This window comes from Streptosporangium sp. NPDC049644 (assembly GCF_040675205.1).
GTDB lineage: Bacteria > Actinomycetota > Actinomycetes > Streptosporangiales > Streptosporangiaceae > Streptosporangium > Streptosporangium fukuiense.
Genome location: NZ_JBFAOJ010000045.1, coordinates 12,787 through 38,720 on the forward strand (window position 1 = coordinate 12,787; position 25,934 = coordinate 38,720).

At 70.1% G+C, this 25,934-nt stretch carries 30 protein-coding genes and 1 pseudogene; 13 read left to right on the plus strand and 18 right to left on the minus strand.

The genetic code is table 11. The annotated features are described in order from the left end of the window. The first annotated feature begins 287 nt into the window (after positions 1–287). From AB0J58_RS24210 to AB0J58_RS24220, 3 genes are all read left to right on the plus strand, one after another. On the plus strand, positions 288–1,079 hold the full coding sequence (locus tag AB0J58_RS24210) for a cytochrome P450 (RefSeq protein WP_364219016.1): 792 nt from the start codon (positions 288–290) through the stop codon (positions 1,077–1,079). After that, positions 1,076–1,867: an isocitrate lyase/phosphoenolpyruvate mutase family protein gene (locus AB0J58_RS24215; RefSeq protein ID WP_364219019.1), complete on the plus strand. Its 792-nt coding sequence runs from the start codon at positions 1,076–1,078 to the stop codon at positions 1,865–1,867. Before AB0J58_RS24210 ends, AB0J58_RS24215 begins: the two co-directional genes overlap by 4 nt. Before the next feature lie 150 nt (positions 1,868–2,017). Then, a complete protein-coding gene (locus tag AB0J58_RS24220; protein WP_364219022.1) occupies positions 2,018–2,893 on the plus strand; it encodes a GNAT family N-acetyltransferase in 876 nt (291 codons plus the stop codon). 52 nt (positions 2,894–2,945) lie between these two features. On the opposite strand, the gene AB0J58_RS24225 is transcribed toward AB0J58_RS24220, so the two are convergent. Further along, positions 2,946–3,854, minus strand: coding sequence for a dihydrodipicolinate synthase family protein (locus tag AB0J58_RS24225; RefSeq protein WP_364219025.1), 909 nt, complete (start codon positions 3,852–3,854; stop codon positions 2,946–2,948). Between the two features lie 71 nt (positions 3,855–3,925). Here AB0J58_RS24225 and AB0J58_RS24230 point away from each other — a divergent pair, with 71 nt between their 5' ends. Continuing rightward, positions 3,926–4,825 (plus strand): LysR family transcriptional regulator, encoded by a 900-nt coding sequence (locus AB0J58_RS24230; RefSeq protein ID WP_364219028.1) that lies wholly within the window; start codon positions 3,926–3,928, stop codon positions 4,823–4,825. A gap of 245 nt (positions 4,826–5,070) precedes the next feature. On the opposite strand, the gene AB0J58_RS24235 is transcribed toward AB0J58_RS24230, so the two are convergent. The 3 genes from AB0J58_RS24235 to AB0J58_RS24245 form a co-directional block, all read right to left on the minus strand. Then, entirely contained in the window at positions 5,071–5,472 is a 402-nt protein-coding gene (locus tag AB0J58_RS24235; RefSeq protein ID WP_364219031.1) for a hypothetical protein, read from the minus strand. Positions 5,473–5,780: 308 nt separating this feature from the next. Beyond that, positions 5,781–6,809 (minus strand): NAD(P)-dependent alcohol dehydrogenase, encoded by a 1,029-nt coding sequence (locus AB0J58_RS24240; protein ID WP_364219034.1) that lies wholly within the window; start codon positions 6,807–6,809, stop codon positions 5,781–5,783. A gap of 8 nt (positions 6,810–6,817) precedes the next feature. Beyond that, complete coding sequence (locus AB0J58_RS24245; protein ID WP_364219037.1) at positions 6,818–7,240, minus strand: hypothetical protein; 423 nt, start codon at positions 7,238–7,240, stop codon at positions 6,818–6,820. Positions 7,241–7,360: 120 nt separating this feature from the next. Here AB0J58_RS24245 and AB0J58_RS24250 point away from each other — a divergent pair, with 120 nt between their 5' ends. Continuing rightward, positions 7,361–8,164 carry a helix-turn-helix transcriptional regulator gene (locus AB0J58_RS24250; protein ID WP_364219040.1) on the plus strand — a complete coding sequence of 268 codons (804 nt, stop codon included), beginning with the start codon at positions 7,361–7,363 and terminating at the stop codon, positions 8,162–8,164. A gap of 59 nt (positions 8,165–8,223) precedes the next feature. On the opposite strand, the gene AB0J58_RS24255 is transcribed toward AB0J58_RS24250, so the two are convergent. Then, positions 8,224–8,472: a DUF1772 domain-containing protein gene (locus AB0J58_RS24255; protein ID WP_364219043.1), complete on the minus strand. Its 249-nt coding sequence runs from the start codon at positions 8,470–8,472 to the stop codon at positions 8,224–8,226. A gap of 602 nt (positions 8,473–9,074) precedes the next feature. Between AB0J58_RS24255 and AB0J58_RS24260 the strand changes: the two genes are divergently transcribed. The 5 genes from AB0J58_RS24260 to AB0J58_RS24280 all read left to right on the plus strand — a co-directional run bounded on the left by AB0J58_RS24260 (position 9,075) and on the right by AB0J58_RS24280 (position 12,381). Further along, positions 9,075–9,686, plus strand: a complete 612-nt coding sequence (locus AB0J58_RS24260; RefSeq protein WP_364219046.1) for a dihydrofolate reductase family protein — start codon at positions 9,075–9,077, stop codon at positions 9,684–9,686. Positions 9,687–9,738: 52 nt separating this feature from the next. After that, on the plus strand, positions 9,739–10,062 hold the full coding sequence (locus AB0J58_RS24265) for a YciI family protein (RefSeq protein WP_364219049.1): 324 nt from the start codon (positions 9,739–9,741) through the stop codon (positions 10,060–10,062). Further along, positions 10,059–11,294: a sigma-70 family RNA polymerase sigma factor gene (locus AB0J58_RS24270; RefSeq protein WP_364219052.1), complete on the plus strand. Its 1,236-nt coding sequence runs from the start codon at positions 10,059–10,061 to the stop codon at positions 11,292–11,294. Before AB0J58_RS24265 ends, AB0J58_RS24270 begins: the two co-directional genes overlap by 4 nt. Positions 11,295–11,725: 431 nt before the next feature. Then, positions 11,726–12,118, plus strand: coding sequence for a recombinase family protein (locus tag AB0J58_RS24275; protein ID WP_364219055.1), 393 nt, complete (start codon positions 11,726–11,728; stop codon positions 12,116–12,118). After that, positions 12,115–12,381, plus strand: a complete 267-nt coding sequence (locus AB0J58_RS24280; protein WP_364219058.1) for a hypothetical protein — start codon at positions 12,115–12,117, stop codon at positions 12,379–12,381. The genes AB0J58_RS24275 and AB0J58_RS24280 overlap by 4 nt, the downstream gene beginning before the upstream one ends. A gap of 13 nt (positions 12,382–12,394) precedes the next feature. On the opposite strand, the gene AB0J58_RS24285 is transcribed toward AB0J58_RS24280, so the two are convergent. The 7 genes from AB0J58_RS24285 to AB0J58_RS24315 form a co-directional block, all read right to left on the minus strand. Next, entirely contained in the window at positions 12,395–12,592 is a 198-nt protein-coding gene (locus tag AB0J58_RS24285) for a Tn3 family transposase (protein ID WP_364219151.1), read from the minus strand. After that, positions 12,505–13,530, minus strand: coding sequence for a Tn3 family transposase (locus AB0J58_RS24290; protein ID WP_364219060.1), 1,026 nt, complete (start codon positions 13,528–13,530; stop codon positions 12,505–12,507). Before AB0J58_RS24290 ends, AB0J58_RS24285 begins: the two co-directional genes overlap by 88 nt. After that, a complete protein-coding gene (locus AB0J58_RS24295; RefSeq protein WP_364219154.1) occupies positions 13,473–14,675 on the minus strand; it encodes a DUF4158 domain-containing protein in 1,203 nt (400 codons plus the stop codon). Before AB0J58_RS24295 ends, AB0J58_RS24290 begins: the two co-directional genes overlap by 58 nt. A 112-nt stretch (positions 14,676–14,787) precedes the next feature. Then, complete coding sequence (locus AB0J58_RS24300; protein ID WP_364219063.1) at positions 14,788–15,606, minus strand: FAD binding domain-containing protein; 819 nt, start codon at positions 15,604–15,606, stop codon at positions 14,788–14,790. After that, positions 15,603–16,070, minus strand: a complete 468-nt coding sequence (locus AB0J58_RS24305; RefSeq protein WP_364219066.1) for a (2Fe-2S)-binding protein — start codon at positions 16,068–16,070, stop codon at positions 15,603–15,605. The genes AB0J58_RS24300 and AB0J58_RS24305 overlap by 4 nt, the downstream gene beginning before the upstream one ends. Beyond that, positions 16,060–18,375, minus strand: coding sequence for a xanthine dehydrogenase family protein molybdopterin-binding subunit (locus tag AB0J58_RS24310; RefSeq protein WP_364219157.1), 2,316 nt, complete (start codon positions 18,373–18,375; stop codon positions 16,060–16,062). Before AB0J58_RS24310 ends, AB0J58_RS24305 begins: the two co-directional genes overlap by 11 nt. 378 nt (positions 18,376–18,753) lie before the next feature. Then, entirely contained in the window at positions 18,754–18,978 is a 225-nt protein-coding gene (locus tag AB0J58_RS24315) for a hypothetical protein (protein ID WP_364219069.1), read from the minus strand. Between the two features lie 116 nt (positions 18,979–19,094). Here AB0J58_RS24315 and AB0J58_RS24320 point away from each other — a divergent pair, with 116 nt between their 5' ends. Both AB0J58_RS24320 and AB0J58_RS24325 read left to right on the plus strand, forming a co-directional pair. After that, positions 19,095–19,379 carry a DNA-binding response regulator gene (locus tag AB0J58_RS24320; protein ID WP_364219072.1) on the plus strand — a complete coding sequence of 95 codons (285 nt, stop codon included), beginning with the start codon at positions 19,095–19,097 and terminating at the stop codon, positions 19,377–19,379. After that, a pseudogene (locus AB0J58_RS24325) lies at positions 19,330–19,542 on the plus strand (hypothetical protein); the annotation flags it as partial. The gene AB0J58_RS24320 and the pseudogene AB0J58_RS24325, both read left to right, overlap by 50 nt. Positions 19,543–19,557: 15 nt before the next feature. Here the strand turns inward: AB0J58_RS24325 and AB0J58_RS24330 are convergent. Then, complete coding sequence (locus AB0J58_RS24330; protein ID WP_364219075.1) at positions 19,558–20,403, minus strand: SGNH/GDSL hydrolase family protein; 846 nt, start codon at positions 20,401–20,403, stop codon at positions 19,558–19,560. After that, on the minus strand, positions 20,400–20,975 hold the full coding sequence (locus AB0J58_RS24335) for a PadR family transcriptional regulator (protein ID WP_364219078.1): 576 nt from the start codon (positions 20,973–20,975) through the stop codon (positions 20,400–20,402). Before AB0J58_RS24335 ends, AB0J58_RS24330 begins: the two co-directional genes overlap by 4 nt. Before the next feature lie 788 nt (positions 20,976–21,763). Between AB0J58_RS24335 and AB0J58_RS24340 the strand changes: the two genes are divergently transcribed. Beyond that, complete coding sequence (locus AB0J58_RS24340) at positions 21,764–22,390, plus strand: LysE family translocator (RefSeq protein ID WP_364219081.1); 627 nt, start codon at positions 21,764–21,766, stop codon at positions 22,388–22,390. A gap of 337 nt (positions 22,391–22,727) precedes the next feature. On the opposite strand, the gene AB0J58_RS24345 is transcribed toward AB0J58_RS24340, so the two are convergent. The 4 genes from AB0J58_RS24345 to AB0J58_RS24360 form a co-directional block, all read right to left on the minus strand. Continuing rightward, positions 22,728–23,600 (minus strand): hypothetical protein, encoded by an 873-nt coding sequence (locus AB0J58_RS24345; RefSeq protein WP_364219084.1) that lies wholly within the window; start codon positions 23,598–23,600, stop codon positions 22,728–22,730. A gap of 250 nt (positions 23,601–23,850) precedes the next feature. Continuing rightward, on the minus strand, positions 23,851–24,708 hold the full coding sequence (locus AB0J58_RS24350; RefSeq protein ID WP_364219087.1) for an LLM class flavin-dependent oxidoreductase: 858 nt from the start codon (positions 24,706–24,708) through the stop codon (positions 23,851–23,853). Positions 24,709–24,766: 58 nt separating this feature from the next. After that, positions 24,767–25,426, minus strand: a complete 660-nt coding sequence (locus AB0J58_RS24355) for a DsbA family oxidoreductase (RefSeq protein WP_364219090.1) — start codon at positions 25,424–25,426, stop codon at positions 24,767–24,769. Positions 25,427–25,521: 95 nt separating this feature from the next. Further along, entirely contained in the window at positions 25,522–25,884 is a 363-nt protein-coding gene (locus AB0J58_RS24360; RefSeq protein WP_364219093.1) for an antibiotic biosynthesis monooxygenase, read from the minus strand. Between the last annotated feature and the right edge of the window lie 50 nt (positions 25,885–25,934).

Consider the following 25,934-nt stretch of genomic DNA (forward strand, 5'->3'; position numbering starts at 1 on the left):
ACGAGGTCGCGATCGAGTCGTATTACCCGACGGACGCCGAGAGTGCCGCCTACTTCGCCTCACCTGACGCCGGCAGGCAGCCACCTGCCCGCTGACCAAGAAGACGGCGGCGAGGAGTTCTCGGACCTGACCAGCCGCGAAAATCGCCGCTGGCCAGGAAACGGGTTCACTGGATTTCGGGATTGCCGCGAAGGCCGCCCCGCAAGGAGCCGAAGTCCCGCAACCGCCGTCGGGCCACGTGAACGCTTCGGTGAGTGCCGAAGCGTCCGGCATCTAGCCTGCCGGTCATGACATCTGACCCGCTGGTGGTGAGCGGCCACGCCCAGGTACGGGCCGTGCTGGCCGATCCCCGGTTCACCGTCGACCCCGTACCGCGGCCGCCGTTCGCGCTGAGCGTGGCATGGTTGCGCGGTGCCGTCGGCCGCTTCGCCGAGGGATCCACACACGCCGGGCGCCGGGCCGCCGGCGAGGCGGTGCTGGCCGGGCTGGACCCCGACGCGCTACGCGCCGAGGCGGTCCGGCTCGCCTCACAGGAGACCGGCCCGCCGCCCTGCCCCCCGGAACTGGTCCCGGTGCTGGTGCTGGCCCTCGCACTGGGAGTGCCGGTCCAGGACGGGCCGTCGGCGGTGGAGGCCGTCACGGCGCTCGCCCCGGCCTACCTGCCGGGACCCGAAGAAGTGGACACCGAGGCCGCCGATGAGGGACTGGCGCGGCTGGCGCGGCTCCTGGGCGACCCGGCTCCTGAGCGGCTGGCCGTGCTGGCGGGACTGCTCGCCCAGGCATGTGGCCCCACGGCCGGACTGGTCCGCGGCGCGCTGGCCAGGGCAGCGGCGCCCCGGCCGGTGGAGCGGACGGTGGAGGAACTGCTCGACGAGACGTTGCGCCGCGACCCTCCGGTCCGGACGCTGCGGCGCAGGGCGCCCGGCGACGGGAGGGCCGTGGTGCTCGACATCGCGGCGGCCAACCGGGACCCGCGGGCCCTGTCGCACCTGACGTTCGGCGCGGGGCCACGGGCCTGCCCCGGCAGGCGGGTGGCGCTGGCGCTGGCGGCCGGAACGGTCGAGGCGGTGGCCCGATGACGTTCGAGCGGTTCAGGGCACTGCACCACGCGGATGAGCCGTTGCTGCTGCCCTGCGCATGGGACCACGCCTCCGCGGCGGCGCTGGCACGGGCGGGGTTCGCCGCGATCGGGACGACAAGCCTGGGAGTGGCCGCCGCCGCGGGCAAACCGGACGCCGGGCGGGCGACACGGCAGGAGACGCTGGCACTGGCACGGACGATCACGGGGCTGGGGATCCCGGTGACCGTGGACATCGAGGCAGGGTTCGGCAGGACGCCCGGCCAGGTGGCCGACCTGGTGGCGCGGCTGGCCGGGCTGGGGATGGCGGGGATCAACCTCGAAGACGGGCGCGGCACCGGCCTGGCGGATGCCTCGGCGCAGGCGAAACTGATCGCCGCCGTCAAGCGACGGGTTCCCCGGGTGTTCCTCAACGCCCGGACCGACGCGTTCTGGCTGGGCCTGCCGGATGCGCGGGCCCTGGCGCTGGCCAGGGCCCGCGCCTACGCCGAGGCGGGCGCCGACGGGGTGTTCGTGCCGGGGGCGAGCACCGAGCACGACATCGAGGCGCTGGTGGCGGGAGCCGGGGTGCCGTTGAACGTGCTCGTCCGGCCCGGCGTGCCGGTGCGGCGGCTGGCCGATCTGGGCGTGGCCCGGATCAGCTACGGGTCACTGCTGTTCCGGGCGGCACTGCACGCGGCCGTCACCACGGCGCTGGGCGTGGCAGACGGCGAACCGGTCACCGCCGGCGTCCCGTCCTACGAGCAGGTCGAGGCACTGCACCGCTACCGGCCGGCATCCGGCCGGTAGCGGTGCAGGAGCCCCGCTCCAAGGGGCGTGAGCCGGCGCCCGACGGCGTTGCCGCACCGCCCGCCGGCCACGAGCCCGGCGGTGCGCAGACCGTCGGGCGCCGGATAATCCCGTTGCCCGATCGAGGGCGGAGCGGGCAGCATGGCGGCCATGCGACGCCGTGAGTACACCGATCCCACGGCGCTACGCGCCATGCAGAGCCTGGCCTCCCGCAGTTTCCCGGCGACCGGATTCCGGCACATCGGTGATCTCACCTGGAACTGGTGCCTGTCCCTCGACCGGGCCGAGAAGTGTCCGACGGCGACCTGGACGCAAGGAGAGCGGACACTGGCCTGGGGCTGGCTGGAACCACCTGACAGCCTGATGCTGCAGGTCGACCCGGACCACCCGGAACTGGCCGACGAGGTGCTCGCCTGGGCCGGGCGAACGGCCGGCGGCCCGCTGAGCGTCGAGGTCGCCGAAACCGAACCGCACCTGGTCACGGCGCTGGAGCGACGTCACTACACCCCTGTCGTCGACGGCCCGTTCATGGTGTGCCTCGGCCGCCCGCTCATCGGCCTGCAGGACGTGCCCTGCCTGCCGGACGGCTACACGATCCGAGCCCAGCGCGACCACGCCGACGTGGCCGGCCGGGCGTCGGCGCACCGCGCCGCCTTCGGATCGACCCGGATCACCACCGAACGCCACGCCCGGATGAGGGAGACCTGGCCTTATCGTCCCGAACTGGATCTCGTCGCGGTGTCTCCCGACGGTGACGTCGTCGCCTACTGCCAGGGCTGGTACGACGAGGTCAATGGGGTCGGCGCGTTCGAACCGGTCGGCACACATCCCGGCCACCGCCGTCTCGGCCTGGCCCGCGCCGTCTGCACCGCGGTGATGCACGCCTTCTCCGACGCCGGCGGCCGGCGCGCCATCGTCTACTCCCGCGGAGACGCCGGCTACCCCGTTCCCAAACGGCTCTACGAGTCCATGGGCTTCACCGCCTACACCCGCACCCGCACCTACCTCGGACGACCGGCGTCCTGAGAGGCGACCTCGGATCCGGCCGAGCCCGGGTGGGGCCGGGTGACCTCACGGCTCACGCACCACGTGCCCGGCGCGAATCCGCGCGGTCGTCAGCCCCGTGTGGCGGCGTCAATGTGCCGAACGCCGCCCGCACGCTGCCGGGACCGGCCGGCAGGAGCGGCAGCCGTACCGCGGCGGTCGGGATGCGCCCCTGTGCGTGCAGGACCGCCTTGATGACGGTGGGGTTGGGTTCGGCGAACATCGCGCTCGACATGGCGGCGAGGCGGTGACCGAGCGTTCTGGCCCGGAAGGTGGCGCCGGTGTGCCATGCGTCGACCAGCTCGACGAATCGTGCCGTGGCCAAGTGCGCCGAGGCCAGAATGCCACCGTGCGCGCCCAAGGCCAGCAGAGGCGAGATGAAGGCGTCGTCGCCGCCCAGCACCGCGAAGTCGGCCGGCGGGTCCGCCAGCAGCTCGATGGCATCGGCGTCGATCCCGCCGGCGGCGTACTTGATGCCGGCCACACCGGCGAGATCGGCCAGCCGCCGGACGGTGTCGGCGGACAGGTGCTGCCCGGTCCGGTACGGGACGTGGTAGACGACGAGCGGGACGGGGCTGGCCAGGGCCAGAGCCGCGAAGTGCGCGATGATCCCCGCCTCGCCGGGCCGCAGGAACGGCGGCACCACACTGAGCGCGGCGACCACCTCTGATCGCCCGCGCAATGCCTGCGCCGCCTCCACCGTGCCGGCGCCGACCACAAGCCGCGCCGAACGCTCACGGCACACCCGAGCGATCACATCGACGACGCCACGCTGTTCCGCGGCGGTCAACGATGCCGGTTCCGCGGTGGTGCCCAGTGCCACGACCCCCGACGCGCCGGCGTCCAGCACCTCGTGCGCCAGGGCTTCCAGTGCGGTGAGGGCCACGGCACCGGTGGCGTCGAACGGGGTGATCAGCGGTACGTACACACCGGTGAGCGTCATGGTCTCAGCATCCGGCAGGCCAATCAGTAAGGTCCAGTTCACATCCCTGAACAGAACCGTAAGCTGTGCTGATGCTCGATGTGCGCCGTCTACGCCTGCTGTGCGACCTTTCCCGCCTCGGCACGATCGCCGCCGTCGCGCAAGCGCACACCTACACACCCTCGGCGGTCTCCCAGCAGCTGTCCGCATTGGAACGAGAAGCGGGCGTGGCACTGCTGGAACGCACCGGCCGGCGCGTCACCTTCACCGCGGCCGGCCGGATTCTCGTACAGCACGCCGAGGTGGTCCTCACCGCTCTGGAACAGACGACGGCCGCGCTGGCCGCGCTGGCCACCGGCCTGTCCGGCCCACTGCGCATCGGCGCCTTCCCCACCGCGGTCCGTACCCTCCTCCCGGCGGCGCTGGTCGCACTGGGGCGCCGGCACCCCGAGCTCGAGCTGACGGTGACCGAGCTGGACCCGGTCACGGTGCCGGACGCCCTGCGCGAGCGGCGGCTCGACGTCGGGCTGCTGCACGACTACGACGTCGTGCCGATCGAGCCGGATCCCGTTTTGGACACGGTTCCGCTGCTGGACGAAACGGTGTTCCTCGCCGTGCCCGGCACCGCACCCGCGGCCGAGGAGACCGGCCCGCTACGAGACGTGCGAGACGCCGCCTGGATCATGGCCAGCCCCGGCACCCTCTGCCACACCGTTACGCTGCACGTCTGCCGCAGCGCGGGCTTCACCCCCCGGGCGCGTCACCACGCCGACGACTTCGCCGCGGTGCTCGCGCTGGTCGCGGCCGGGCAAGGCGTCTCACTGGTACCGCAGCTGGCCGCCGCGCAGCCCCCGGCCGGTGTCCGCCTCATCCCGTTGTCCATCCGCAGACGGACCCACATCGCCTACCGGCAAGGCGCCGCCACCCACCCGGCCATAGCCGCGTTCGTATCCGCGATCCGCGCCTCCACCGGCGCCTTCCTCGGCCGCTGAACACACCGGGTCCGTCCTGGCTGTCAGCCGACCCTGATCGCAAAGCGAAGCCCGCCATCGGGGACGAGGAACATCCGTGCGCCGGAGAGCCCGGGCAGCCGGTATGGGCCATCCGCTCCCGAGCGTGTCCTCAGCCCCAAAGTAGGTCGTGACCGGGTTGCTGCTTGCCCTGACGGCCATGAGTCGCGCGGCCTGAGTCAGGAGCTTCCCGTCGTGCTGTTGCGCCTTGCGCTAGGGCGGTCGGCTCAGATGCCCAGGTGGACGTGGCTCGCCCAAGCCCGCGGTGCCTGGCGATAACGCTCCCGGGCCCGCCGTATCGCGTCGTGGAGAGCGAAGACGGCCAGGTCCGGCCGCAGGCCGCGGGCGTCGGAGCAAGAACGGTAGAAGTCCATCGCGGCCTGTCGCAGCTGCTCGACCGGCTCCAGCCGGTGCTGCCCCAGCAGGGTCGACAGGTCGTCGGGGGTGAAGAACGACGGCCAGGGTTCACCGCGTTCGGCGGCGGCGGGCAGGGCGAACTCGGCGAAGACGCTGCCCCGCGCGTCGCGCAGGCCCGACGGCAGGGCGTACTCCATGATCAGTTCACTGCCCGGGGCAAGGCGGCCAACGGCCGCCAATGTGGCAGCGATCGCCTCCGGCGTCAGGTGCATGGCCACGCCACAGCCAGCTCACCACGGCGCGCTTGCCGGGCTCGAACCCGGTGGCGTGCGCGGGGAGCGATGCCGGCCTGGGGACGCCGAGGCGCCAGGCCGGGATGCTCCTTCAACAAGGTCATCCGTCGGTGCGTAGAGTGCGGTCGCGAGGGTGTTCAGGTTGTTGGTCACAGAACGATCTTCGACACCCTCGTTCTCGTCTCTGCAGACACCTCTTGGGATAGATCATCCAGCTCGCACGCCGCGTACTGGTCTGCCCATGATCGAGCGTACGCGGGATTCGCCCAGCCGCGCATGCTCGCCGGCTATCTGGTCTTGATGATCACCTTTCCGAACGGGCTGGCCGATTCGTAGTACCTGTACGCCGCCACGGCTTCTTCGAACGGGAACACCCGGTCGAGGACTGGCCGGAGCCGATGCGCGGTGATGACGTCGTTCATGGCGACGAACTGTGCGCGACTGCCAACGGCCAATGCGCGGACCGTAGCCGCGACACCGAACAGCAGACGAGGGTCGACCGGTGGCCAGTTGCCGGAGACGGACCCGACGAAGGCGATGTGCCCGTCGACGGCGACCGACTGCAGCGACTGCTCCAGCGTTCCGGCGGTGTCGACGACGCGGTCGACCCCTCGCCCGGCGGTGAGTTCACGGGTAGCGGTGTGCCAGTCCGGGATGTCGCGGTAATTGATCACCTCGTCGGCTCCCAGATCGCGAAGGCGCTGTTCCTTGTCCGCCCGGCTTGTCGTGGCGATCACTCTCGCGCCCAGGAGCTTTGCGAACTGCACCGCGAATAGCGACACGCCGCCCGAGCCGGTGACCAGCATGCTCTGTCCGCGCTGGATCCCGCGGCCGTCGCCGGTCAGGGCGTTCCATGCCGTGACGGCGGCGCAGGGAAGAGTCGCCGCCTCGGCGTAGGAGAGGTGATCGGGGATGTGCACGAGCGCGCCCTCGGGGAGGATGGCCAGCTCGGTCAGCATTCCGTCGAGCGAGCCACCCAGCTGCGGCAGGTATGCCGGTTCCAGCGGGCCGTCCAGCCACCGTGGGAACAGCGCGGCGGTGACGCGGTCGCCTGGGCGCACCCGCCGGACATCCGGCCCGACGGCGACGACCTCGCCGGCCCCGTCCGAGACCGGTATGACGTCCGGTCTGACGGGCAGCATGTACTGCCCCCGTAGCACCAGAAGCTCGCGGAAGCTGAGTGAGGTGGCGTGGACCGCGACCGCGACCTCCCCCTCCCCAGGTGTGCGTGGGTTGTGCGTGCGCAGCGCCAGGCCGTCGATACCGCCGCCGGTGGTGACGTGGTAGCTGCCCACCATCGATGGGCGTATCGCCATCACCGCGGTCATCCCTCGATGAACTGGTAGTCGCTGACGATGCGGCCGTCGGGGCCGAGCATGAGGATCTCCAGCCCGACGCCGGCGACCTCACCCCCGTCCCGGGGTGCCATCTCCCAGTTGAACTTGACGACGTCGTGGAGCCGGTCGGTGTTGCCGCGCGACCGGAAGACGAAGGTGCCGGGCGCGACGAACTCCTCGTGGGCGCGAGTCACCCGGAACTCCAACGCGTGGTGCCCGCGTGCCTCCAGAAGGACGCGGTCGAAGCCCAGCCCTTCAGCGGTCTGCAGCATCTCCTGGGGAGGCTGCAGCACATGGACCGCATCGGCGGACCACAGCTCGCCAATCGCGGTGCGGCGGCGCTCGGCGTCGGGTTCGTTCCATACGGCAACGTAGCGGTCGGTGAGGTCGTGGATGTCAATGTCAGCCATGGTTGATCTCCTTGGTTGCGCATGGTCGGCGTGCGGCAACGACCTTGCTGCGCTGGCCGTCGTGCGGCAATTCCTCGTAGGGAATGGCGGACCAGCAGCCGATCGGGTTACACAAGAGGGGTGATCAGCGAATCGACCCGAGGCGGGCTCGCCGGAGGGTTGCGTGAGTGGCGCACCCGGCGGCGTGTCAGCCAGCTGGAACTGGCCATGCGTGCCGGAACCACGCAGCGGCACGTCAGCTTCATCGAGAGCGGAAGGTCGACCCCCGGACGATCAATGATCATCCGGCTGGCCGAATCCCTGGAGGTGCCGATCCGCGAGCGCAATGACCTGCTCCTTACCGCCGGATTCGCGCCGGTCTACCCGCAGACCCGCCTGGACGCCCCCCAGCTCGAACCGATTCGCACCGCCCTCGAACGGATCCTGGACGGCCACCTGCCCTACCCGGCGGTGGTCGTCGACCGGCACGGTGACCTCGCCTTGGCCAACACCGCCTTCCACGCCCTCACCGCCGGCGTGGCTGCGCATCTGCTCGTACCGCCGGTGAGCGTTCCCCGGGTGCTGCTGCATCCGCAGGGCCTCGCGCCACGCATCGTCAACCTCGACGAGTGGGCGTGGCACATCATCGACCGCATCCAGGCCGAGAGCGTGCGCAACCCGGACGACCAGCTCCAGCGCCTGGCCTCCGAACTCACCGACCTGGCACCACCACGTCCGCGCGAGTCACCGCACCACCTCGGCTTCGCCGTACCGCTGCGCCTGCGGGCACCTGATCCAGCCGACGGCAGGGAGCTGACGCTCATCACCACGCTCACCCATTTCGGCACCGCTATCGACGTCACCATCGCCGAACTACGACTCGAGGCGTTCCTACCGGCTGACCAAGCGACCAGTGCCATGCTGGCCGAACTCCTCGACCGGTAACCGATCCGCCCGTCATGCGCTCGCTCACCGCGTACGAAGCCACTGACCCCTGGGATTGATCATCTGGTCAGCAGCGCCCAGCTGAAGGCCACCAGCGAGCCGGTGCCGGCCACCGCCCGCACCACGTTCCAGGTGTTCCAGGACCCCTCGAACCCGGACCGCGTCACCTCGCCCGCGGCGAGCGCGTCGTTGAGCGGCACGTTCGCCGCCATGGTGACCAGCAGCATCACCACCGACAGCGCGAACCCCGACCGCAACCGCCCAGCGGCGCTCCAGGATGAGCGCCACCAGGCCGAGCACCGGCCCATCCAGGAACATCAGCAAGAACAGCGGATTCACGATGGCGACGTTGATCTGGTTCATTACCTCGACGAACGTCGCGTCACCTACCCCGGTCTTGGTTTGCGCCTTCGAAGGAGCGTCACGCGATGGCCGTCACCAATTCACGACGCCACGCCTCTTGACCAGGTCAAACTCGTACACCACTTCCGTGGACGCAACCTCGATCCCGCGGCCTTGCGGTGGGCGTCCCGGTCGGCCTTGCTCGGAATGCTCGCCTTGACCGGCTGTCCGCAAGGCGCACCGTGTGTACGCCGCCCCGCATCGCCGCCGTCGATCAGCCACTGTCACCAGGCAACTGACCAACACCCCAGCTAGCGCCAGGCCGGGCTACTCGTCTTCTCAGGTCTTCGCGATTGATCTGGTCCCAGAGCCCCGCCCGCGCTGGGTGCGGTCAAGGAGGCGGAGCGCCGTCGCCGCGAAGCCGTCGTGCAGCCCGGATCGCTGACGACCGGCGTCCCGGAAAATTCTTCGAAGAAATCCGGAGGCGGTGTCGGATCGGGGCGGTGGTGTTCGTAGCAGGGGTGAGGCCGCCCGCAAGGGGCGGCGCCAAGGCAAAGGAACCGCGATCATGAAGCTGACGACCATGACTCAGGTCACCCTCGATGGCGTGATGCAGGGAAACGGCGCCGCGTCGGATGACCGCAGGAACGGATTCGAGCGCGGCGGATGGGCCCTGGGGAAGGGCGACGACGAGACCAGGACGTACATCACGCAGACCTATCAGCGCGCGGAGGCGTTCCTGTTCGGCCGGCGCACCTACGAGTTGTTCGCCGGCTCTTGGGGATCACTCGACCAGATGCGCGCACATCCCATCGGCGTGGCCTTGAACGAGGCCCCCAAGTACGTTGCCTCGACCACGCTCACCGCCCCGCGTTGGCAGGACACGACCGTTCTCCGTGGTGACCTCGCGGCGGCCATCAGTGAGCTGAAGGCCAAGCCCGGGGGGGAGCTGCAGGTGCACGGCAGTGGCATCCTGGTCCGGTGGCTGCTGGAGAACGACCTGGTCGACGAGATGACTCTGATCGTGATCCCGGTGATCGTCGGCCAGGGCGCGAGACTGTTCCCGGAGTCCGGTCCGGATCTTGCGCTCGACTTGGTCGAGTCACGGGTCGACTCGAAGGGTGTGTCGATCCAGGTTTACCGGCCGGCCGGGCGCCCGCAGTATGCGCCAACGGCTTGAAGTCCCTGACGACCGAACCACGCTGTCTTGACACCCAGGAGGTGATCTTCAGATGCGGTACCTGATTTCCGTGATCGATGACAAGAGCAATCCCGGCAGCACGGACAGGCGGCCTGCTATCAGCGCGTTCAACGAACGACTGATCGCCGAGGGCTACTGGGTCTTCTCAGGCGGACTCGCGGACACCGACGCGGCCACGGTCATCGACAACCGGGGCGAGCAGGCGGTGTTCAGCGACGGGCCTTTCGTGGAGTCGAAGGAGTACCTCGCCGGCGTCTGGGTGTGGGAGGCCCCCGATCTGGATGTGGCGCTCAAGCTCGCCGCCGAGGCGTCGAAGGTCTGCGACCGGAAGATCGAGGTGCGGCCGTTCCTTTGATCGACGTCGAGAGGGCGATCACCCGGGCCCACCATGATGAGTGGGCGCGGGTGGTTGCCGCCCTGACCAGGCGTTTCGGTGACCTCGATATCGCCGAGGAGGCGGCCGCCGAGGCGTTCGCGGCCGCCGTCGAGCGGTGGAAGGCCGACGGCGTACCACCCAACCCCGGCGCCTGGCTGACCACCACCGCCAACCGCAAGGCCATCGACCGGATCCGCCGCGAGAACAAGCGCGACGACAAGCACAAGGAGGCTCAGACGGTGTACGGCAACGACCCGCCCGAGCCTGTCGGCGCCATCGACGACGACCGGCTCCGGCTGATCTTCACCTGCTGTCACCCGGCGCTGGCGATGCAGACCCGCGTAGCGCTGACGCTGCGCATGGTCGGCGGTCTGACCGTGCCCGAGATCGCCCGCGCCTACCTGGTGGCCGAGAGTGCCATAGGACAGCGGATCACCCGCGCCAAGGCCAAGATCAAGGCGGCCCGCATCCCCTACCGGGTGCCATCCGCCGAGGATCTACCGGCCCGCGTCTCCGGCGTACTCGCCGTCCTGTACCTCGTGTTCAACGAAGGCTACCTGGCGACCGGCCCCGACGCCGATCCCCTGCGTCCCGACCTGACCGCCGAGGCGATCCGGCTCACCCGCCTGATGCGTGCCCTCATGCCCGGCGACGGCGAGGCGGCCGGGTTGCTGGCGCTGATGCTCCTCACCGAGGCCCGCCGCACCGCCCGGGTCTCGGCCAGCGGCGAACTGGTCCCCCTGACCGAGCAGAACCGCGGGGCCTGGGACACCGGCCTGATCGCCGAGGGCCACCACCTGGTGCGCGAGCGTCTCGCCGCTGCCGCCGCCGGCGTGGCTCCGGGCCGCTATCAGATCCTCGCTGCGATCAACGCCGTGCACACCTCCGTCCGCGACATCCGCGACACCGACTGGTCACAGGTCCTGGCCCTCTACGACCAGCTCGTCCGCCTTGATCCCTCGCCGATCATCGCCCTCAACCGGGCCGTCGCGGTCGCCGAACTCGACGGCCCGCAGGTGGCATTGGCGGCCGTCGACCGCCTTGAGGACACGCTGGCCGGCTATCACGCCTACCACGCCACCCGCGCCGACCTGCTGCGCCGGCTGGGCCAAACCCGGCAGGCGTGCGCGGCCTACGACAAAGCCATCGAACTGGCGGGCAACACCGCCGAGACCGCCTACCTCACCCGCCGCCGCGACCAACTGCGATAGCTCCCACAGACCCCGATCAAACCTCGCGCGCAGCGACGGCCGACCCCGGGCGCCCTGCCGATGCATCCCGCAACCTGTCGCGCCCACGACGGTCTCTGCTTCTTCGGCACGGTCGACCCCAGCCCGGCCCCATCCACACTTCCCGTCGGCGAGGACAGAGCCGAACGAAAGGTCTTCTGTGCTTCTGCGCGGGCCCCGGAGGACCTTGGCCCGGCTGCGCCCAGGGCCGATGTGGGCGCTCGGAGCGGCGGCTCTGGGGTGTCGGGATTAGAAGATTTGACGACACCCCTGACCGGGCCCCGCAAGCCCTCACGAAAACCGGACATCGAGCGACAAACCCTGACGTCAGATGGCCGGTTCCGCACACGAATTGACGACAGGATTTCCCGACAGGAGAATCGGGCTCCAACCCTCATCCCGAGGAGAACTCGGTGCAGATCGTCTACTCCCGCGTCTCCACCGCGACCCAGTCCCTGCGGCAGCGCCACATCCTCACCGAGGCCGGCCTTCTCATGCGCACCGAAGGCGTCGCCGAGGGATTCCGGCCAGCCGACGGCGTCCTCCTCTTCGAGGACCCCGCCACCACCTCCAAGATCCCCGCCCTCGACCGGCCCGCGTTCGGCAAGGTCGCCGCCAAGGCGCACCCCGGCGACACCCTGACGGTCTCGGAGCTGTTCCGGCTCTGCCGCGACCTGCTCGACATCCACGCCGTCCGCAACTGGTGCCAAGCCCGCGGGGTCTCCCTGCGCGTCCTGTCCGGACCGCGTCGAACTTCCACGATCTGGCCGCAAGCGACGCCACCACCGCCGTCATCATCAACGTGATCACCGCCGTCGGCCAGTTTCAACGTGACATCCAGAACGAGCTCACCGTCGAGGGGATCGCCGCCGCCGAGGCCGAAGGCCGCTACCGCGGCCGGCCGCCCGCGCTGGACGGTGACCGGCGCGAGGATGTCCGGGCGGCCTTCCACGAGGGCGCCTCGATCGCGGCCCTGGCACGGGCTCATGGGGTAAGCCGGGCGGCCGTGCGAACCGCCCTGGCCGACCTGCTACCCGGCCAGGGCATCCTGCCCCGGCCATCGGCGTGATCGACGGGAAGGGTCAGGCGACCAGGTCGAGGTCAAGACGGCGGCCCATGTCGATGTCGATGGTGCCGTAGAGGTTGGCGTTGGACCAGAACAGTGGCGAGAGTCCTCGCTTGTCGGCGTCGGTCAGCTTCTTCTGCCAGGCGGGGTCCTTGAGGACGGACTGGACAAGCAGGGTGTTGATGAAGACCAGCGCCGACTGGAGCAGGTGCAGGCATTTACCAGGGTCGCGATCGCCGCTCGCAAGTTGTCGCGGTTGACGAACAGATGCCGGGTGGCCCGCAAGGCCGCCTCGCTCTCGCCGTGACGGCCGCCGTCGGCGACCCGCTTGATCCCCACATTCGTACCGAGCGCGTACAGCACCAGCAGCAGGCGTTTGCGGATCACGTCCCGCGGAGTCGCCTCCCTAGTTGCGACCGTGGTGAACGCGTCGGTGAAGTCGGTGACGAAGTCCGACTCCTTCAAGAAGTCCAGCAGGTCGATGATCCCCCAGCGGGCGGCAACCTCAGTATGCAGTGCCCGCAGATTCTCCGGGACCTTCAGCTTGCCCAGGTCGGGGATATGCCATCGCGGCTCGCCGCGGTGCGTCTTCACCTTCGCACCGCCGGATTTGTTCCTGTTGATCGCCTGGCCGCATGCCGCCATCGAGGCGCGCATCGCCTCCTGCAACGTGGCGATGAACACGCTGCTGTCCTGCGGTTGGCGCAGGTTCTCGTAGTGGACGTCGCGGTTGTCCTCGAAGTCGGCCGGCAGGTCCTCCTCGGGGTTGCGCCAGCGGCGGACGCCTGCGACGTAGATTTCGCGGCGGCGCAGTGCATCTTTTAGCGACACGATCACGCACAGCTCGTAGGAGGCCCGCTCGATGATCCCGTTGTTGTCGACGATCGCTTCCAGCCAGCCGTCCGGCACCAGCCCTTGGATGGGGGCGTTCTCGGATGCGTCGTAGTGGCGGGTGGTGTTCGGGATGTCGGCGTAGCGCTGCAGCAGGTCCAGCGCGTCCATCACCGGCCGGTAGGCGGTGTTGTTGCACTTGAACTCGATCGCGGCCAGCAGCTTGGGCAGCATCCGCCGGTAGTAGGAGGTGTAGGAACTGGTCAGCACCGTCCGCACGCGGGCCTTGTAGGCGCTGGCGTCCGCCTTGGCCTCGGCCACCAGGGCCTGTAGCGTCGTCTCCCCGCCCGCCGGTACCGCGGGAACACCACCTGCCGGACCGTGCCCTCCGGGGCCTGCAGCGACGCCTCGGCGATCGAGAACAGCTTCTCGGTCTTGCGGTGCACCTTCTTGGCCTCGGCCTCGATTGCCCGCTCGACCTTCCGTTCCGCCCGGGTGTTGATCTTCGAAACCAGGCCGATGAACAGATCGACCAGCGCGTCGGTGATCTCCGTCGTCCGCGACCAGGCCAACGCGGCCACCAACGTCAACCGGACCGGCGGCTGGTTCGCCGCGAAGTCCGACGGATGCGAGGCCATCGCCCGGGCCCGCCAGGAGGCCACCAGCTGATCCGAATAGCCGCCGAACAGATCCGCCGCAAGCCCGAGCGCCTTTGCCCGCCGCAGCTTCCGGATCTCCTCCAGCAACGTCTCCAGGCCCAGCCTTCCGGGATCGGACTTCAGCTCCTGCAGGAACCTGTCCTCGCCGATGGCCAGCTCCCACAGCGACCGCGCCGAGTCCGCCGACAACCCGTTCAACACGTGCAGGCAGAAGTCCCGCTCGAACCGCGCCCTGCCCGCACCCACGATCCGCTCCGCCCTGCCCGGCGGCTCGACCTTCAACGTCCGGCAGCGGGACAGCAGCGCCGCCCGCAGCCCCTCGTCGGTGAACACCATCGGACAGATCTTGTCCGCCAGCCACCCGGCCAGCACATCCTCATCCGCCCGGGTCGACTCCCGAAACCCCAGGGCCTCCCGCACCTGCGCCCGGTGATACTCAATCGTCGACCCCGACCACCGATACTCCGCGAACAGCGCCGGATCGACCTTCACCTGCCCCGCCACGTAGTCGACGGCAGCCTTGGGCACTTCGCCCGCGTACCGAGGGAACCGGCCCTCCTGCTCGAAAAACTTCAGCAAGACACCGAAGCCCAGACGCGTCGCGCCCGTCTTGTTCCCGACCAGGTCCCAGTCGCCATCCAGCAGCGTCCAGGCCGCGATCAGTTCCTCCGGCTCCCACTCTCGACGTATCTCCGCCGCTTCCTTCGCCCGACCGACCCCCGAGAACAGGGCAACACGATCGAACGGGGAACATCCCCTACATCCCGGTACGCGGGATTCGCGACGACCACGAGTCGCAACCGTGATCTAACTCATCGCTACTTTGGGGCTGGGGCCAACTTCGGGAGCGGAATGCCGTATGTGACGACCGGGATGACGCAGTCGCTGGGGCCTGCCGCGCCGACCTGCCATCACGCACTCACAGCGCCGCCAGTGCGCGGCCGACCAGGACTTCGGCGAGGTGGGCGCGGTAGGACGCGCTCGCGGCCGCGTTGTCCGGCGGTTCGCAGCCCCGCGCCGCGAGCCGCGCCGCCTCGGCGGCGGGCACGCCCGCCGCCAGCGCCTCCTCCACCGCCGTCGCCCGCACCGGCGTCGGCCCCATGCCGATCAGCGCGACCGCCACGCCGCCGGGCCGCGCCTGGGCGGCGACCCCGACCACGGCCCAGTCCAGGGCGCGGCGGCTGAACTTCTCGAACGCGTACGACCGGTCCGTGGCGGCCGGCAACCGGATCTCGGTGAGCATCTCGCCCGCGGCCAGCGCGCTCCGGCAGCGGCCGGTGAAGAACTTCCGCGCCGGGATCTCCCGCTCCCCCGCCGGGCCGCGGGCCACCAGCACGCCGTCCAGGGCGAGCACCGCGGCGGCCAGGTCGGCGGCCGGGTCCGCGTTCGCCAGCGAGCCGCCGATCGTGCCCCGGTTGCGCACCTGCTGGTCGCCGATCCGGGCCGCGGCGGCGGCCAGCAGCGGCACGTGCTCGGCCACCAGCGGGTCGCGTTCCAGCGTCCGATGGCGGGTGAGCGCGCCGACCGCGATCCGGTCGCCGTCCGCCCTGACGTACGCCAGTTCGCCGAGCCTGCCGATGTCGATCAGAACGCCCGGCTCGGCCCGCCGCAGCTTCATCGCCGGTAGCAGTGAGTGGCCGCCCGCCAGCAGCCTGGCGGCGCCACCGTGCCGGGAGAGCTCGTCGAGCGCCTCCTGGACGGAGCCCGCGCGCACGTAGGAGAAGCCCGCCGGGATCATCGCGCGCCTCCGTTCGCTGCCGCCCACTGGACCGACTCGACGATCATCTGGTAGCCGGTGCACCGGCACATGTTGCCCTTCAGCCCGTTGCGGATCTCCTGCTCCGAAGGGTCGGGCCGCTCGGTGAGCAGCGCGGTGGCGGCCATGACCATGCCGGGCGTGCAGAACCCGCACTGCAGGCCGTGACACTGCCGGAAGCCCTCCTGTACGGGCGACAGCCCGTCCTGCCCGGCCAGGCCCTCGATCGTGGTGACCGCGCAGCCGTCGGCCTGCGCGGCCAGGACGGTACAGGACTTCACCGCCATGCCGTCGAGCAGGACCGTGCAGGCGCCGCAGCTGGAGGTGTCGCAGCCGACGTGCGTGCCGGTCAGGGAAAGCACGTCGCGCAGGAAGTGGACGAGCAGCAGCCGCGGCTCGACCTCCCGGGTGTGCGGCTGCCCGTTGACAGTGATCTCAACTCGCATCGTGCATGACCTTCCAGACTCGTTCCGGCGTGCAGGGCATCTCCACATCGCGCACGCCGAGATGGGCGAGCGCGTCCACCACGGCGTTCACCACGGCCTGCGGCGCGGCCGTCGCGCCCGCCTCACCGAGCCCCTTGGCGCCGAGCGGGTTGAAGCTGGACCTCGTCTCGATGTGGTGGGTCTCGTACGGGGGCAGGTCGAGCGCGCCCGGCACCATGTAGTCCTCCAGGGAGGCGGCGAGCGGTCGGCCGTCGGCGTCGAAGGCGACCTTCTCGTACAGCGCCTGCGCGATGCCCTGAGCCACCCCGCCGTGGATCTGCCCGCGTGCCGTCATCGGGTTGATGACGGTGCCGCAGTCGTCCACGCAGACATAGCGCAGGATCCGCACCTGCCCGGTGTCCCGGTCGATCTCCACCACGCAGCCGTGCGCGCCGCTGGGGTAGCTGAGGTTCTTCGGCTCGAAGTACGAGGTGTTCTCCAGGCCGAGCGCGGTGCCCTCGGGCAGCAGGTGCGGTTTGAAGGCGCGCTCGGCCACCTCGGCCAGGGACACCGTCGCGTCGTGCATGCCCTTGACCTGGTAGCCGTCCCCGGTCCGCACCAGGTCGTCCGCGTCGACCTCCAGCATGTGCGCCGCGACGCGCCTGGCCTGGTCGGCCACCTCCGCCGAGGCCTGTCGCACGGCGTTGCCCGCGACCGGCATCCCGCGGCTGCCCATGGTGCCGGTGCCCTCCTGTACGACCGCGGTGTCGCCGTACAGCACGCTGATGGCCTCGAAGGGCACGCCCAGCTGGTCGGCGGCGATCTGGGACAGCGCGGTCTGGTGACCCTGCCCGTGCGGAGCGGTGCCGACCAGGACGATCACCGAGCCGTCCGGCTGCATCCGGACGTTGGCCGACTCCCAGCCGCCGAGGTAGCCGAACTGCTCGAACAGCGGGGTGGGCCCGAAGCCGCCCATCTCCACGAACGTCGACAGCCCGACGCCGAGCAGGGGCGCGCGGGGGTCCGCGAGCCGCCGCGCCTGCTCCTCGCGCAGCCCGGCGTAGTCCAGCTCATCCAGCAGCAGGTCGAGCGCGGCCGGGTAGTCGGCCTCGTCGTACACGATCCCCTCGAACGAGGTCTGGTACGGCATCTCGCCCGGCTGGATCAGGTTCGCCTTCCTGACATCGGCGGGGTCCCTGCCAAGCTCACGGGCGACGAGGTCGATGACACGCTCGATCAGGAAGCTCGCCTCGGGCCGTCCCGCTCCCCGGTAGGAGGCGGTAGGCGTGGTATTCGTAACGACGCTTCGATAGCGGGCTGCGATCTTCGGTATCCTGTAGCAGCCGCCGAGCATGTACGAGGTGAGCGTGGCAAGCCCGATGCCCACCGGGTCCGGCACGCCGCCGATGTTGACGGTGAGCGTCACGTCCAGGGCCAGGATCCGGCCCTCGCCGTCGAAGCCCACCTCGATGTCCTGCTGCTGGTCGCGGCCGTGGTAGGTGTGCACCATGTGCTCGCTGCGGGTCTCGACGAACTTGACCGGCCGGCAGAGCCTACGCGACAGCTCGGGTACGAGGAACAGCTCGGGCATGAACGAGGACTTCACTCCGAAGGCGCCGCCGACGTCGGGCGCGACCACGCGGACCAGGTGCCTGGCGAGCCCGAACCGCTCGGCGATCTCCGCCCGTACCCGGTGCGGCGCCTGCACCGTGGCCCACACGGTGGGCCCGGCCCCGGTCCAGTCCGCGAGTACCCCGTACGGCTCCATCGGCGCGCCGGCGCAGCGCTGGTTGACCAGGCGGGCGCGCAGGCGGTGCGAGGCGGCGGCCAGGCCGGCCGCCACCTCGGCCGCCACCTCCTCCGATGTCACCTGCTGTTCCAGGGCCAGGTTGCCGGGCAGCGGTGCGTAGATGGGCACGGCGTCCGGCGCGAGCGCGTCCGCCACCGTGGCCATCACCGCCAGCGGCTCGTACTCCACCCGCACGGCGCGCGCCGCGTCCGCGGCGGTGTACCGGTCGGCCGCGACCACCACGGCCACCGGCTCGCCGACGTAGTGGACCTTCTCGCCGGCCAGGTAGCCACGTTCCAGTCCGGGGACCGAGGGTCTGGGCGGAAGTCCGGCGAAGTCCCGCGCGGTCCACACGCCGAGCACGCCGGGCAGTGCCCGGGCGGCCTCCGCGTCGATGCCGGTGATGAGCGCGTGGGCCTCGGTGCTGTGCACGTAGACCATGTGGAGCAGTCCGGGACGATGGATGTCGTCCACGAACGTGCCGCGCCCGGTCAGCAGCGCGGCGTCCTCCTTGCGCGGTAGTGCCGAGCCGACCATCGTCACAGGCCACCTCCATTGGTGCCAGGTGCGCGTCGTTAGACGTATAGCGACTTATCTTGTCCGGTGTGCGGCCGCCACGGCAAGACCCCGGCGTGATCTCAGGCGGTCGATCTGATAACGGGGTGGACACCGGTACCTCGGCGTCGCCCAGGCAGGTGACGGCGCTGTGGCGCGGCTGGTGCAGGTCGAGTCCGGTGTACTTGTCGAGTCGGCCCCCGGCCGCCGGTGAGAGTGCCGAACGGCACCTGTGGCCGGGGCGCGGGGGCACGTATCGTCGGTCCGGCGGGTTTGATGTGGATCGTCGTGCCGCTGTCGCTGCTGGTTTGCGTGACAGTGGTGGTGGTGGCGCTGTCGCGCTCGGCGCCGCGGTCGCGTTTACCCGCGCTGACGTGCGTGGGCGCGGCCGGCTCGCTGGCCGTCACGCTGGCTCACGTCATCGGCGTCGTCCGAGCCGGGTGTCGCCGCGTTGGGAATGATCGAGAGCCTGGCGCTCATGGCGCCGGCCGGCCTGATCACCCGGTACGCGCCGGCTCGGCGGGTGGTGCCGGCCGCGCCCGCGGCGGGTATGGCCGCGGCCACCTGGCTGCTGCGCTTCTTCACGCCGGCCTCGCCGCTGGAAGGGCTGGGCGTGTGCGCGTTCTGGGGGGCGGGTGCGGTCCTTGCCGCGGCGGTGGGGGGGGGACCTGCGCTTTCTCGATGCACGGCAGGCCCGCGCTGTGGCCGACACCCGCACCGCGATCGACACCGCCAAGGCGATCGAACCTGACGTCGTGCTCGCCGACATCCGGATGCCAGGAGCCGGCGGCATCCTCACCGAGCGGGAGGACGAGGTCGTGGCACTGCTCGCGTACGGCAGGACCAACGCCGAGATCGCTGCGGAACTCTTCCTCGCCCCGGGTACCGTGAAGAACCACATCGCGGCCATCCAGCGCAAGACCGGCAGCAGAAACCGTGTCGCCATTGCGGCCTGGGCATGGGCGACCGGCAGAACCGAGCCCTGATCGCGGACCAGGCCTGCACGCGAGCGCCCGCACCGATCGAGCCGATGCCGAGGCCGTCTCGGCCACGGGACTCCAGCCTGCGGATATTGACCACGTCAACCGCCATGTGACGTCCACCGTCGTGGGCGACGTAGGCGAAGCGGTCTCCATCCGGCGGGCGCTCGGAAACGATGAAGCCTTAGCGCACGGTCCGACAGGGATGCTCCTCGCCCCCCGGACCGGCCGAGGGCCCCGGCGCGCTGGAATGCGTGGCCGGCCCGGCCTGCGGCGTGAGCTCCGGGCGCTTGGCCGTGCGGCCGTCGCCCGAGGAGCGGCCGCGGATGCGGCGGCCGATCCACGGGCCCGCGAACGTGGCGAACCAGCGCAGTTCGGCCGCCGCCACCCGCCACGCCGCCGCCGGGGGCAAAGGCGGGAAGGGCAGCATCCACCTGTCGTCGCTGCCGGGCAGGCCGAGGGAGTGGGCCATGGCGGCGGCGATGCGGGCGTGGCCCGCCGGGCTCGCGTGCAGCCGGTCCGTGCCCCACATGCGCGCGTCGGTGACGAACTCCATCGCGAACGTGTCCACCACCGTGACCCCGTGGCGGGCCGCGGCGGCGCGGATGCGGGCGTTGAGGTCGAGCACCTTGGGCCGGAGCGGCCGAGCCATCGGGGCGATCTTCCCGATATCCGGAAAGGTCACGGTAACCACGTGTGCGCCCGATTCGGTCAGGGCGGCGTACATCTCTTCCAGCACCTCCGCCACAGCGGCGGGCTCGCAGCCGGGGCGGATGAGGTCGTTCATGCCCGCCATGACGGTGGCCAGGTCGGGACGCAGCGTCAGCGCGGGGGCCAGTTGCTCCGAGCGGATCTGGCCCGCGAGCCGGCCACGAACCGCGAGGTTGGCGTACAGGAGGTCGGGGTTGGCGCGGGCCAGGTGCTCGGCGAGACGGTCGGCCCAGCCGCGGTGGCCGTTGACGTCGTCGCCGTCGCCGAGGCCTTCGGTCTGGCTGTCGCCGAGCGCGACGTAACGCGTGTAGACGGTCATGAGGTCTCCCTTCCGGCGCGGGCCATGCGCTCGCCGAGCGTCCGCGCCGTCTCCAGGCACCAGGCGCGGGTCTCACGCTCCAGCCTGCATCCCGCCAGGCAGGACAGGTAGGGGCCGACGTGCTCGCCCTGGCGCAGGAACGTCTCCTCGTCCAGCTCGCCGCGCAGGCGCAGCAGGAGCTGCTCGAAGACCTCCAGCTTGGCGGCGGCCTCCCGGGCCCGGTCGTGCAGCTGCTCGATCACCGGTGCGGGGTCGAGCAGGTCGACGGCGTGCACCTTGACGGCCAGGTCGTCGCGGATGAGCAAGGGCTTGGCCGGGGTGGCGGCGAAGGCGGCCAGCTCGCCGAGCCCGGCCTCGGTCACCTTGAACACGCGCTTGTTGGGGCGACCCCGCTGGACCACCTCCCGGCCCGTGATCAGGCCGCCGGTCTCCAGCTTGGTCAGCTCGGCGTAGAGCTGCTGCGGGGCGGCGTACCAGAAGTTGGAGACGCCGATGTCGAAGATCTTGGTGAGCTGGTATCCGCTGTATTCGCCGTCGAGCAGCGCCGCCAGCACCGCATGTCTGAGGGCCATCGGCTCAATACTCACGGATATGGGTAATCATGGATATGACTATAAGTCGATGGGCACCTCGGCGCCAGAGGGCTGCCACGCAGGGCAGGGCCGGGCCCGTGCCCAGCAGGACGACCATGACAGCGGTGCCCGGCGGGGTCAGGCCCGGGACCCGGTCGGCCGGGGCTCGGTCGCCACCGGCGGGTCAGGGACTCCCGTGAGCAGGGGTGTCCCTTCCCGATACTCCGCAGATCTCCGCCCGTTCTGCTGGGTGCACGAAAGGCTTACCGTTTTTCGGCCGATATGATCATGTGGGTGCCGAAGAACCTCTTCCGCCATGCTATGGAGCTGAAGCCGACTCGGCGGAGAATCGCGGAGACCTCCTGCGGAGTCATGAAGCCGAGCGTGGATTCCTGCAGGTACGCATACGACTACCGATCGCGTGCGACCAGCCTGCCGAGAATCTGTATGCGGCTCCTCGGTCAACCGCCATTGTGCCGAGGTCATCATCGGCCCTCCTCCCCCGCACCGGGGGCCCGGACGGGTAGCCGTACCGGCCAGAAGCGAAGGATTTCATGCGTCAAGCCTCTCGGTCCGGCCGGCCGGTGGACCAGATGCCGTTCGGCACCCCCTGCGGTCGGCGGAGGTGCCCTTCGGCACTCGCCGGTCGATCACCGGATGCGCCTGTAATCAGGGGATCCTGATGCGGGTTGTCGCCTTCGTATGGAGAACCGCCTCATCCGCCGCTCCCCCAGGCGCTGCTGCCGGCCCTGCGGGAAAGCCTTTGACGACCTCTTTACGATGAGGCCATGCCTGATCTCGCGACACTCGCCCTCTTCTGCGCTGCCACGCTCGCCATCCTGCTGGTGCCGGGACCCGCTGTGGTGTTCATCGTCAGCCGAAGCGTCGCGCAAGGCCGGGCAGCCGGGCTGATCTCCGCGCTCGGCGTGCACGCGGGCTCGCTGGTGCACGTGGCCGCCGCCACGCTCGGCATCAGCGCGCTGCTGGCGGCTTCCGCGACGGCGTTCACCGTGGTCAAGTACGCCGGCATCGCCTATCTCGTCTGGCTCGGGGTCCGCAAGCTCGTACGCCGGGAGGGCGGCGAGGAGATCGCGGAGATGCCGCGGCAGACGGGGCGGCGCATGTTCTGGGAAGGGTTCGTGGTCAACGTGCTCAACCCGAAGACGGCTGTCTTCTTCCTGGCGTTCCTGCCGGGCTTCACCGACCCGGAGGCCGGGCCGGTCGCCACGCAGATGCTGGTGTTCGGGCTGGTCTGGGTGGTGCTGGGCATGGCCAGCGACGGCACGTACGCGATGCTCAGCTCAGCGCTGGCCGATCGCGTCCGGCGATCGGCGCGGGCCCGACGCCGGATGGACGTCGGCAGCGGGGTCGTCTACCTGGGACTGGCGGCCTGGCTCGCGGGCGAAAAGGCCTGACGGTTTTGCGTAACGGATCATAGGCGGGTGTCCAGCCGGCCGGATGACAGGTATCGGTGGCGCGTCGACGCCTGAATGCGAGTAGTACCGCACGGCCCGGAGGGACGCGGGTGAGACGCTCTTGCCCGCGCCGACCTCGGGGTTGAGGAACCTGCGGACAGCCGTTGGCGGTACCCGCGAGTAACTTAGCTGGACGCTTCGGTGGAGGTCCGGGGTTGGCCTTCCCTGTCGTCGTCGGCGACGGTGCCCGAAGGAGGGATGACCGTGGCCTCGCTCGTGGTCCCGATGCGCATAGGGCTGCAGTGCCGTCGAAGGAACAGCGCCTGCCCCATGCCCGCTACTCCCATCGGGTCTGCATCTCCGAGTCGAAGTACTCGCGCCGGCGTACGGAAAGGCGCAGGCAGGTCAAGGGGCTCGTCTTGGTGGGGTGCACGACCTCCAGGTGCTGCCTGCAGCCGAACTCGGCGATCCAGAGCGGAAGGATGCGCAGGTACTTCAGGTTGAAGCCGGCGTAGTGGGCCGTGTCGGCGTTGTACACGAGGTCCTGGCCGTGCAGGTGGACGTCATGAAGGTCCACCCCCTCCTCCTCCAAGCGCGCCAGCACCGCCGCGCCCGCGCGAAACAGCGGGCTGGTCGTCTTCCAGCGCCGCTTCAGATGCAGCCGCGCGAGCTCGGAGAGCGGCTCGCGATCAGCCAGGTCGAACCGTTCAATGGCCAGCGCATCGGCCTCGACCGCTTCCAGGATGAGCTGCCGGTGGGCCTGGTTGATGCGGTCTTCGAGGCCCTCGAACTCAGCCAGCATGTAATCGCGCTGGGCCCGGCCGGCGTTCGGGTCCTCGGCGATCGCGTGGAGCCGGGCGAGCGCCGTGCTCAGGTCATCGCCGCGGCGCCACAGGAGCGTCATCTGAAATCGGTCGTCGTCTTTCCTGCGGGCGACGATCTGAATGGAACGCCGTCGCTGCCGCAGTTCTCTGGTGATCAAGGTCTCGGGAAAGACCTGGAGGGGAAGGCTGCGGACCAGGGCGGTCCACTGCGGCGAGGGAGCGTCAACCTCGAAGTCGAGGTCGAGGTCTCCGACCTCGGTGGCGCCGCGGGCGAAGGACCCGGACACGTGCAGCTCGCTGACCACGTTCAAGGGCGGCTCGTCGCGCTGGGTGTGCAGTCTGGTGATGACGCTCTCGGCGAGCTCGATGGCGCGTGCGCGCTTCACAGCCGATCGACCACCCTTCGCCACGCTCGACCAACAAACGACCAGGATCGAGGCTATGGGACTTGTGGGCAGCTCGGTGCCGTGAGTTCGAGATCAGCTCCTTGGTGTGGTTCCGCGTTCTACCTGGAGGTTTCTGGGCCGTGGATGATGCGGTGGATGGTGGAGCGTCCGACGCTGTATTCGGTGGCCAGGGGATGCCGCATGGGCGAGGTAACTGTCAGTTGGCCACCTCGCCCGTCCCGGCCCGCGGTCAGAGGCCGATGACCTCGGCCAGGAGGTCAACCTGTGCGGGATCGGGATCGTTGCCCATGAAGATCAGTTCGTCACAGCCGATCTGGTCGAAGGCGGCGATCGCGGCGGTGATCTGTTCTGGCTGGGTGTAGGCGATGGAGATGCCGTACTGCGCGTACTCGTCGCCGGCGAAGGCGTAGTAGGAGCCGATGGCATCGGAGATCGCGGCCTCGGCGTCGGGGCCGAGCGCGTACATCACCGATGCCACCAGGCGGGGCGAGCCGGCTCTGCCGGCTGCCTCCCAAGCCTGCCGGATCTGGGGGGCGAAGTCCTGCACGTCCTGTACGGTCGCGTCGCCGGCGATCCATCCCGTTCCGTGGGAGGCGATGCGGCGCAGGGTCGCTTTCGAGTTGCCGCCGAACAGCAGGGCGGGCCCGCCGGGTGTGGCCGGTCGCGGGCCCACGGGGTCGTCGGCTGCCGTGATTGCGGCGAGCCGAACCAAGAGCTGGTCGAACTGCTTGCCCCTGGTGCCGTAGTCGACCTCGCTGAGCATGAAGTCGTCCTCCCGGGCTCCGGGGGCGAGCCCCAATTGCAGGCGGCCGGGCCCCGCGAGCTGGTCCAGGGTGGTGACGGCCTTGGCGAACAGGGCATGGTTGGCGCGCAAGGGTGCGAGCAGCACGCTGGTCAAGAGCCGGATGCGTGAGGTGGCGCCGGCCGCGGCGGCCAAAGTGATCAAAGGCTCTGGCGTCGACCAGGCCAGACGGTCACTGACGCTGAGGGTGGAAAAGCCGCGCGCTTCGGCACGGCGTGCCCACTCCACCAAGGTTGTGCCTTCGGTCCACCGAGCATGACCGGGCAACCCGATACCGATGTCCATTGCTGGTGAGAATTCCTTCCAGAAAGAGATGTCGAGATGGCGTGACCGGAGTCGTCTGTCAGGCTGGCCGGTCAGGATTGATCAGAACGCCGTGTGAGCCGGTCAGGTCGTTTCGCAGGAGCCGTTGCAGATCGGCGACCGGCTGGACGCCGGAGACCGGCGGGCGGCCGTCGATCACGAGGCTGGGCACGCCGGTGACGCCGTGCTCGGCGGCGCGGCGCCGGTCGGCGCGTACCTCCTCGGCGTAGTCGTCGCCGTCCAGCACAGTGCGCACCTCCCCGGCGTCCAGTCCGGCCTCGCCGCCGAGGCGCTGCAGGACCTGCGCGTCAGCCACGTTGTGCCCCTCGGTGTGGTAGGCGTGCAGCAGCAGCTCCATCATCTGGTCGGCCTGGCCGCGGTCGGCGGCGAGCTTGACCAGCCGGTGCGCGTCGAAGGTGTTCACCGGGCGGGCCAGATGCAGGTTCAGCTCCAGGCCTTCGGCCGCGCCCAGGGACCGGATCCGGTCGATGCGGGCGGGCGCCTGCTCGCCCCACCAGCCGGCCATGGCCGCCGCGGCGGTCGGGCCGGGTGTGCGGCCTTCGTCCGGTGCGAGCTCGTAGGCGCGCCAGACGATCTCGTTGCTGTCGCGGCCGGTGTGCTGGGCCAAGGCGGCCGTTAGGCGTCTCTTGCCGATGTAGCACCAGGGGCACAGCACATCGGCGTATATCTCAAGCTTCATGAATGTTCCGCACAGTGATCATGGTTGATGGAGCGGGCTCGGCGACCCGGCGTGCTGTCGGCGGGCACCGCCGTCCGCCGGCAGGGATCGGACGATCAGGCATCGAGGCGCTGCGGCCCAGGGCCGACCTCGCGGACGACGGTGTAGGTGGGCACCCCGGTCATACGGGGTTCGGCCTTACCGGACAGGCCCTCCAGCGCCTTGCCGATGGCGGCCATCCGGCCATCGGTGTCGGAGGTCTCCACGAAGTGGCGGTAGTCCGCCTCGCTGGCCCAGTGCACGATGTTGTACACGCGGGTCCCGTCGGTGCTCACATGGAAACGAGCCGAGCGATAGCCGGGATAGAAGCGCACCCACCGTTCCTGGATCTCCGCGAACGCCTCCACAAGCTCACGCTGCGTGTCAAAGCCATCAACGGTGTAGTCGATGATCGAATAGAAGCCGGAATCCGTGCTCAACAGGCACACTCCTCAAGGTCGGATGCAGGGGGCAACGCCCCGGCCGCCAT

Bases quoted from the DNA above. Each gene is read 5' to 3' on its own strand.
- AB0J58_RS24210 (WP_364219016.1), top strand. From the start codon at position 288: ATGACATCTGACCCGCTGGTGGTGAGCGGCCACGCCCAGGTACGGGCC.
- AB0J58_RS24215 (WP_364219019.1), top strand. From the start codon at position 1,076: ATGACGTTCGAGCGGTTCAGGGCACTGCACCACGCGGATGAGCCGTTG.
- AB0J58_RS24220 (WP_364219022.1), top strand. From the start codon at position 2,018: ATGCGACGCCGTGAGTACACCGATCCCACGGCGCTACGCGCCATGCAG.
- AB0J58_RS24225 (WP_364219025.1), bottom strand. From the start codon at position 3,854: ATGACGCTCACCGGTGTGTACGTACCGCTGATCACCCCGTTCGACGCC.
- AB0J58_RS24230 (WP_364219028.1), top strand. From the start codon at position 3,926: ATGCTCGATGTGCGCCGTCTACGCCTGCTGTGCGACCTTTCCCGCCTC.
- AB0J58_RS24235 (WP_364219031.1), bottom strand. From the start codon at position 5,472: ATGCACCTGACGCCGGAGGCGATCGCTGCCACATTGGCGGCCGTTGGC.
- AB0J58_RS24240 (WP_364219034.1), bottom strand. From the start codon at position 6,809: ATGGCGATACGCCCATCGATGGTGGGCAGCTACCACGTCACCACCGGC.
- AB0J58_RS24245 (WP_364219037.1), bottom strand. From the start codon at position 7,240: ATGGCTGACATTGACATCCACGACCTCACCGACCGCTACGTTGCCGTA.
- AB0J58_RS24255 (WP_364219043.1), bottom strand. From the start codon at position 8,472: ATGGGCCGGTGCTCGGCCTGGTGGCGCTCATCCTGGAGCGCCGCTGGG.
- AB0J58_RS24260 (WP_364219046.1), top strand. From the start codon at position 9,075: ATGAAGCTGACGACCATGACTCAGGTCACCCTCGATGGCGTGATGCAG.
- AB0J58_RS24265 (WP_364219049.1), top strand. From the start codon at position 9,739: ATGCGGTACCTGATTTCCGTGATCGATGACAAGAGCAATCCCGGCAGC.
- AB0J58_RS24300 (WP_364219063.1), bottom strand. From the start codon at position 15,606: ATGATCCCGGCGGGCTTCTCCTACGTGCGCGCGGGCTCCGTCCAGGAG.
- AB0J58_RS24305 (WP_364219066.1), bottom strand. From the start codon at position 16,070: ATGCGAGTTGAGATCACTGTCAACGGGCAGCCGCACACCCGGGAGGTC.
- AB0J58_RS24310 (WP_364219157.1), bottom strand. From the start codon at position 18,375: ATGGTCGGCTCGGCACTACCGCGCAAGGAGGACGCCGCGCTGCTGACC.
- AB0J58_RS24330 (WP_364219075.1), bottom strand. From the start codon at position 20,403: ATGACCGTCTACACGCGTTACGTCGCGCTCGGCGACAGCCAGACCGAA.
- AB0J58_RS24335 (WP_364219078.1), bottom strand. From the start codon at position 20,975: ATGGCCCTCAGACATGCGGTGCTGGCGGCGCTGCTCGACGGCGAATAC.
- AB0J58_RS24340 (WP_364219081.1), top strand. From the start codon at position 21,764: ATGCCTGATCTCGCGACACTCGCCCTCTTCTGCGCTGCCACGCTCGCC.
- AB0J58_RS24350 (WP_364219087.1), bottom strand. From the start codon at position 24,708: ATGGACATCGGTATCGGGTTGCCCGGTCATGCTCGGTGGACCGAAGGC.
- AB0J58_RS24355 (WP_364219090.1), bottom strand. From the start codon at position 25,426: ATGAAGCTTGAGATATACGCCGATGTGCTGTGCCCCTGGTGCTACATC.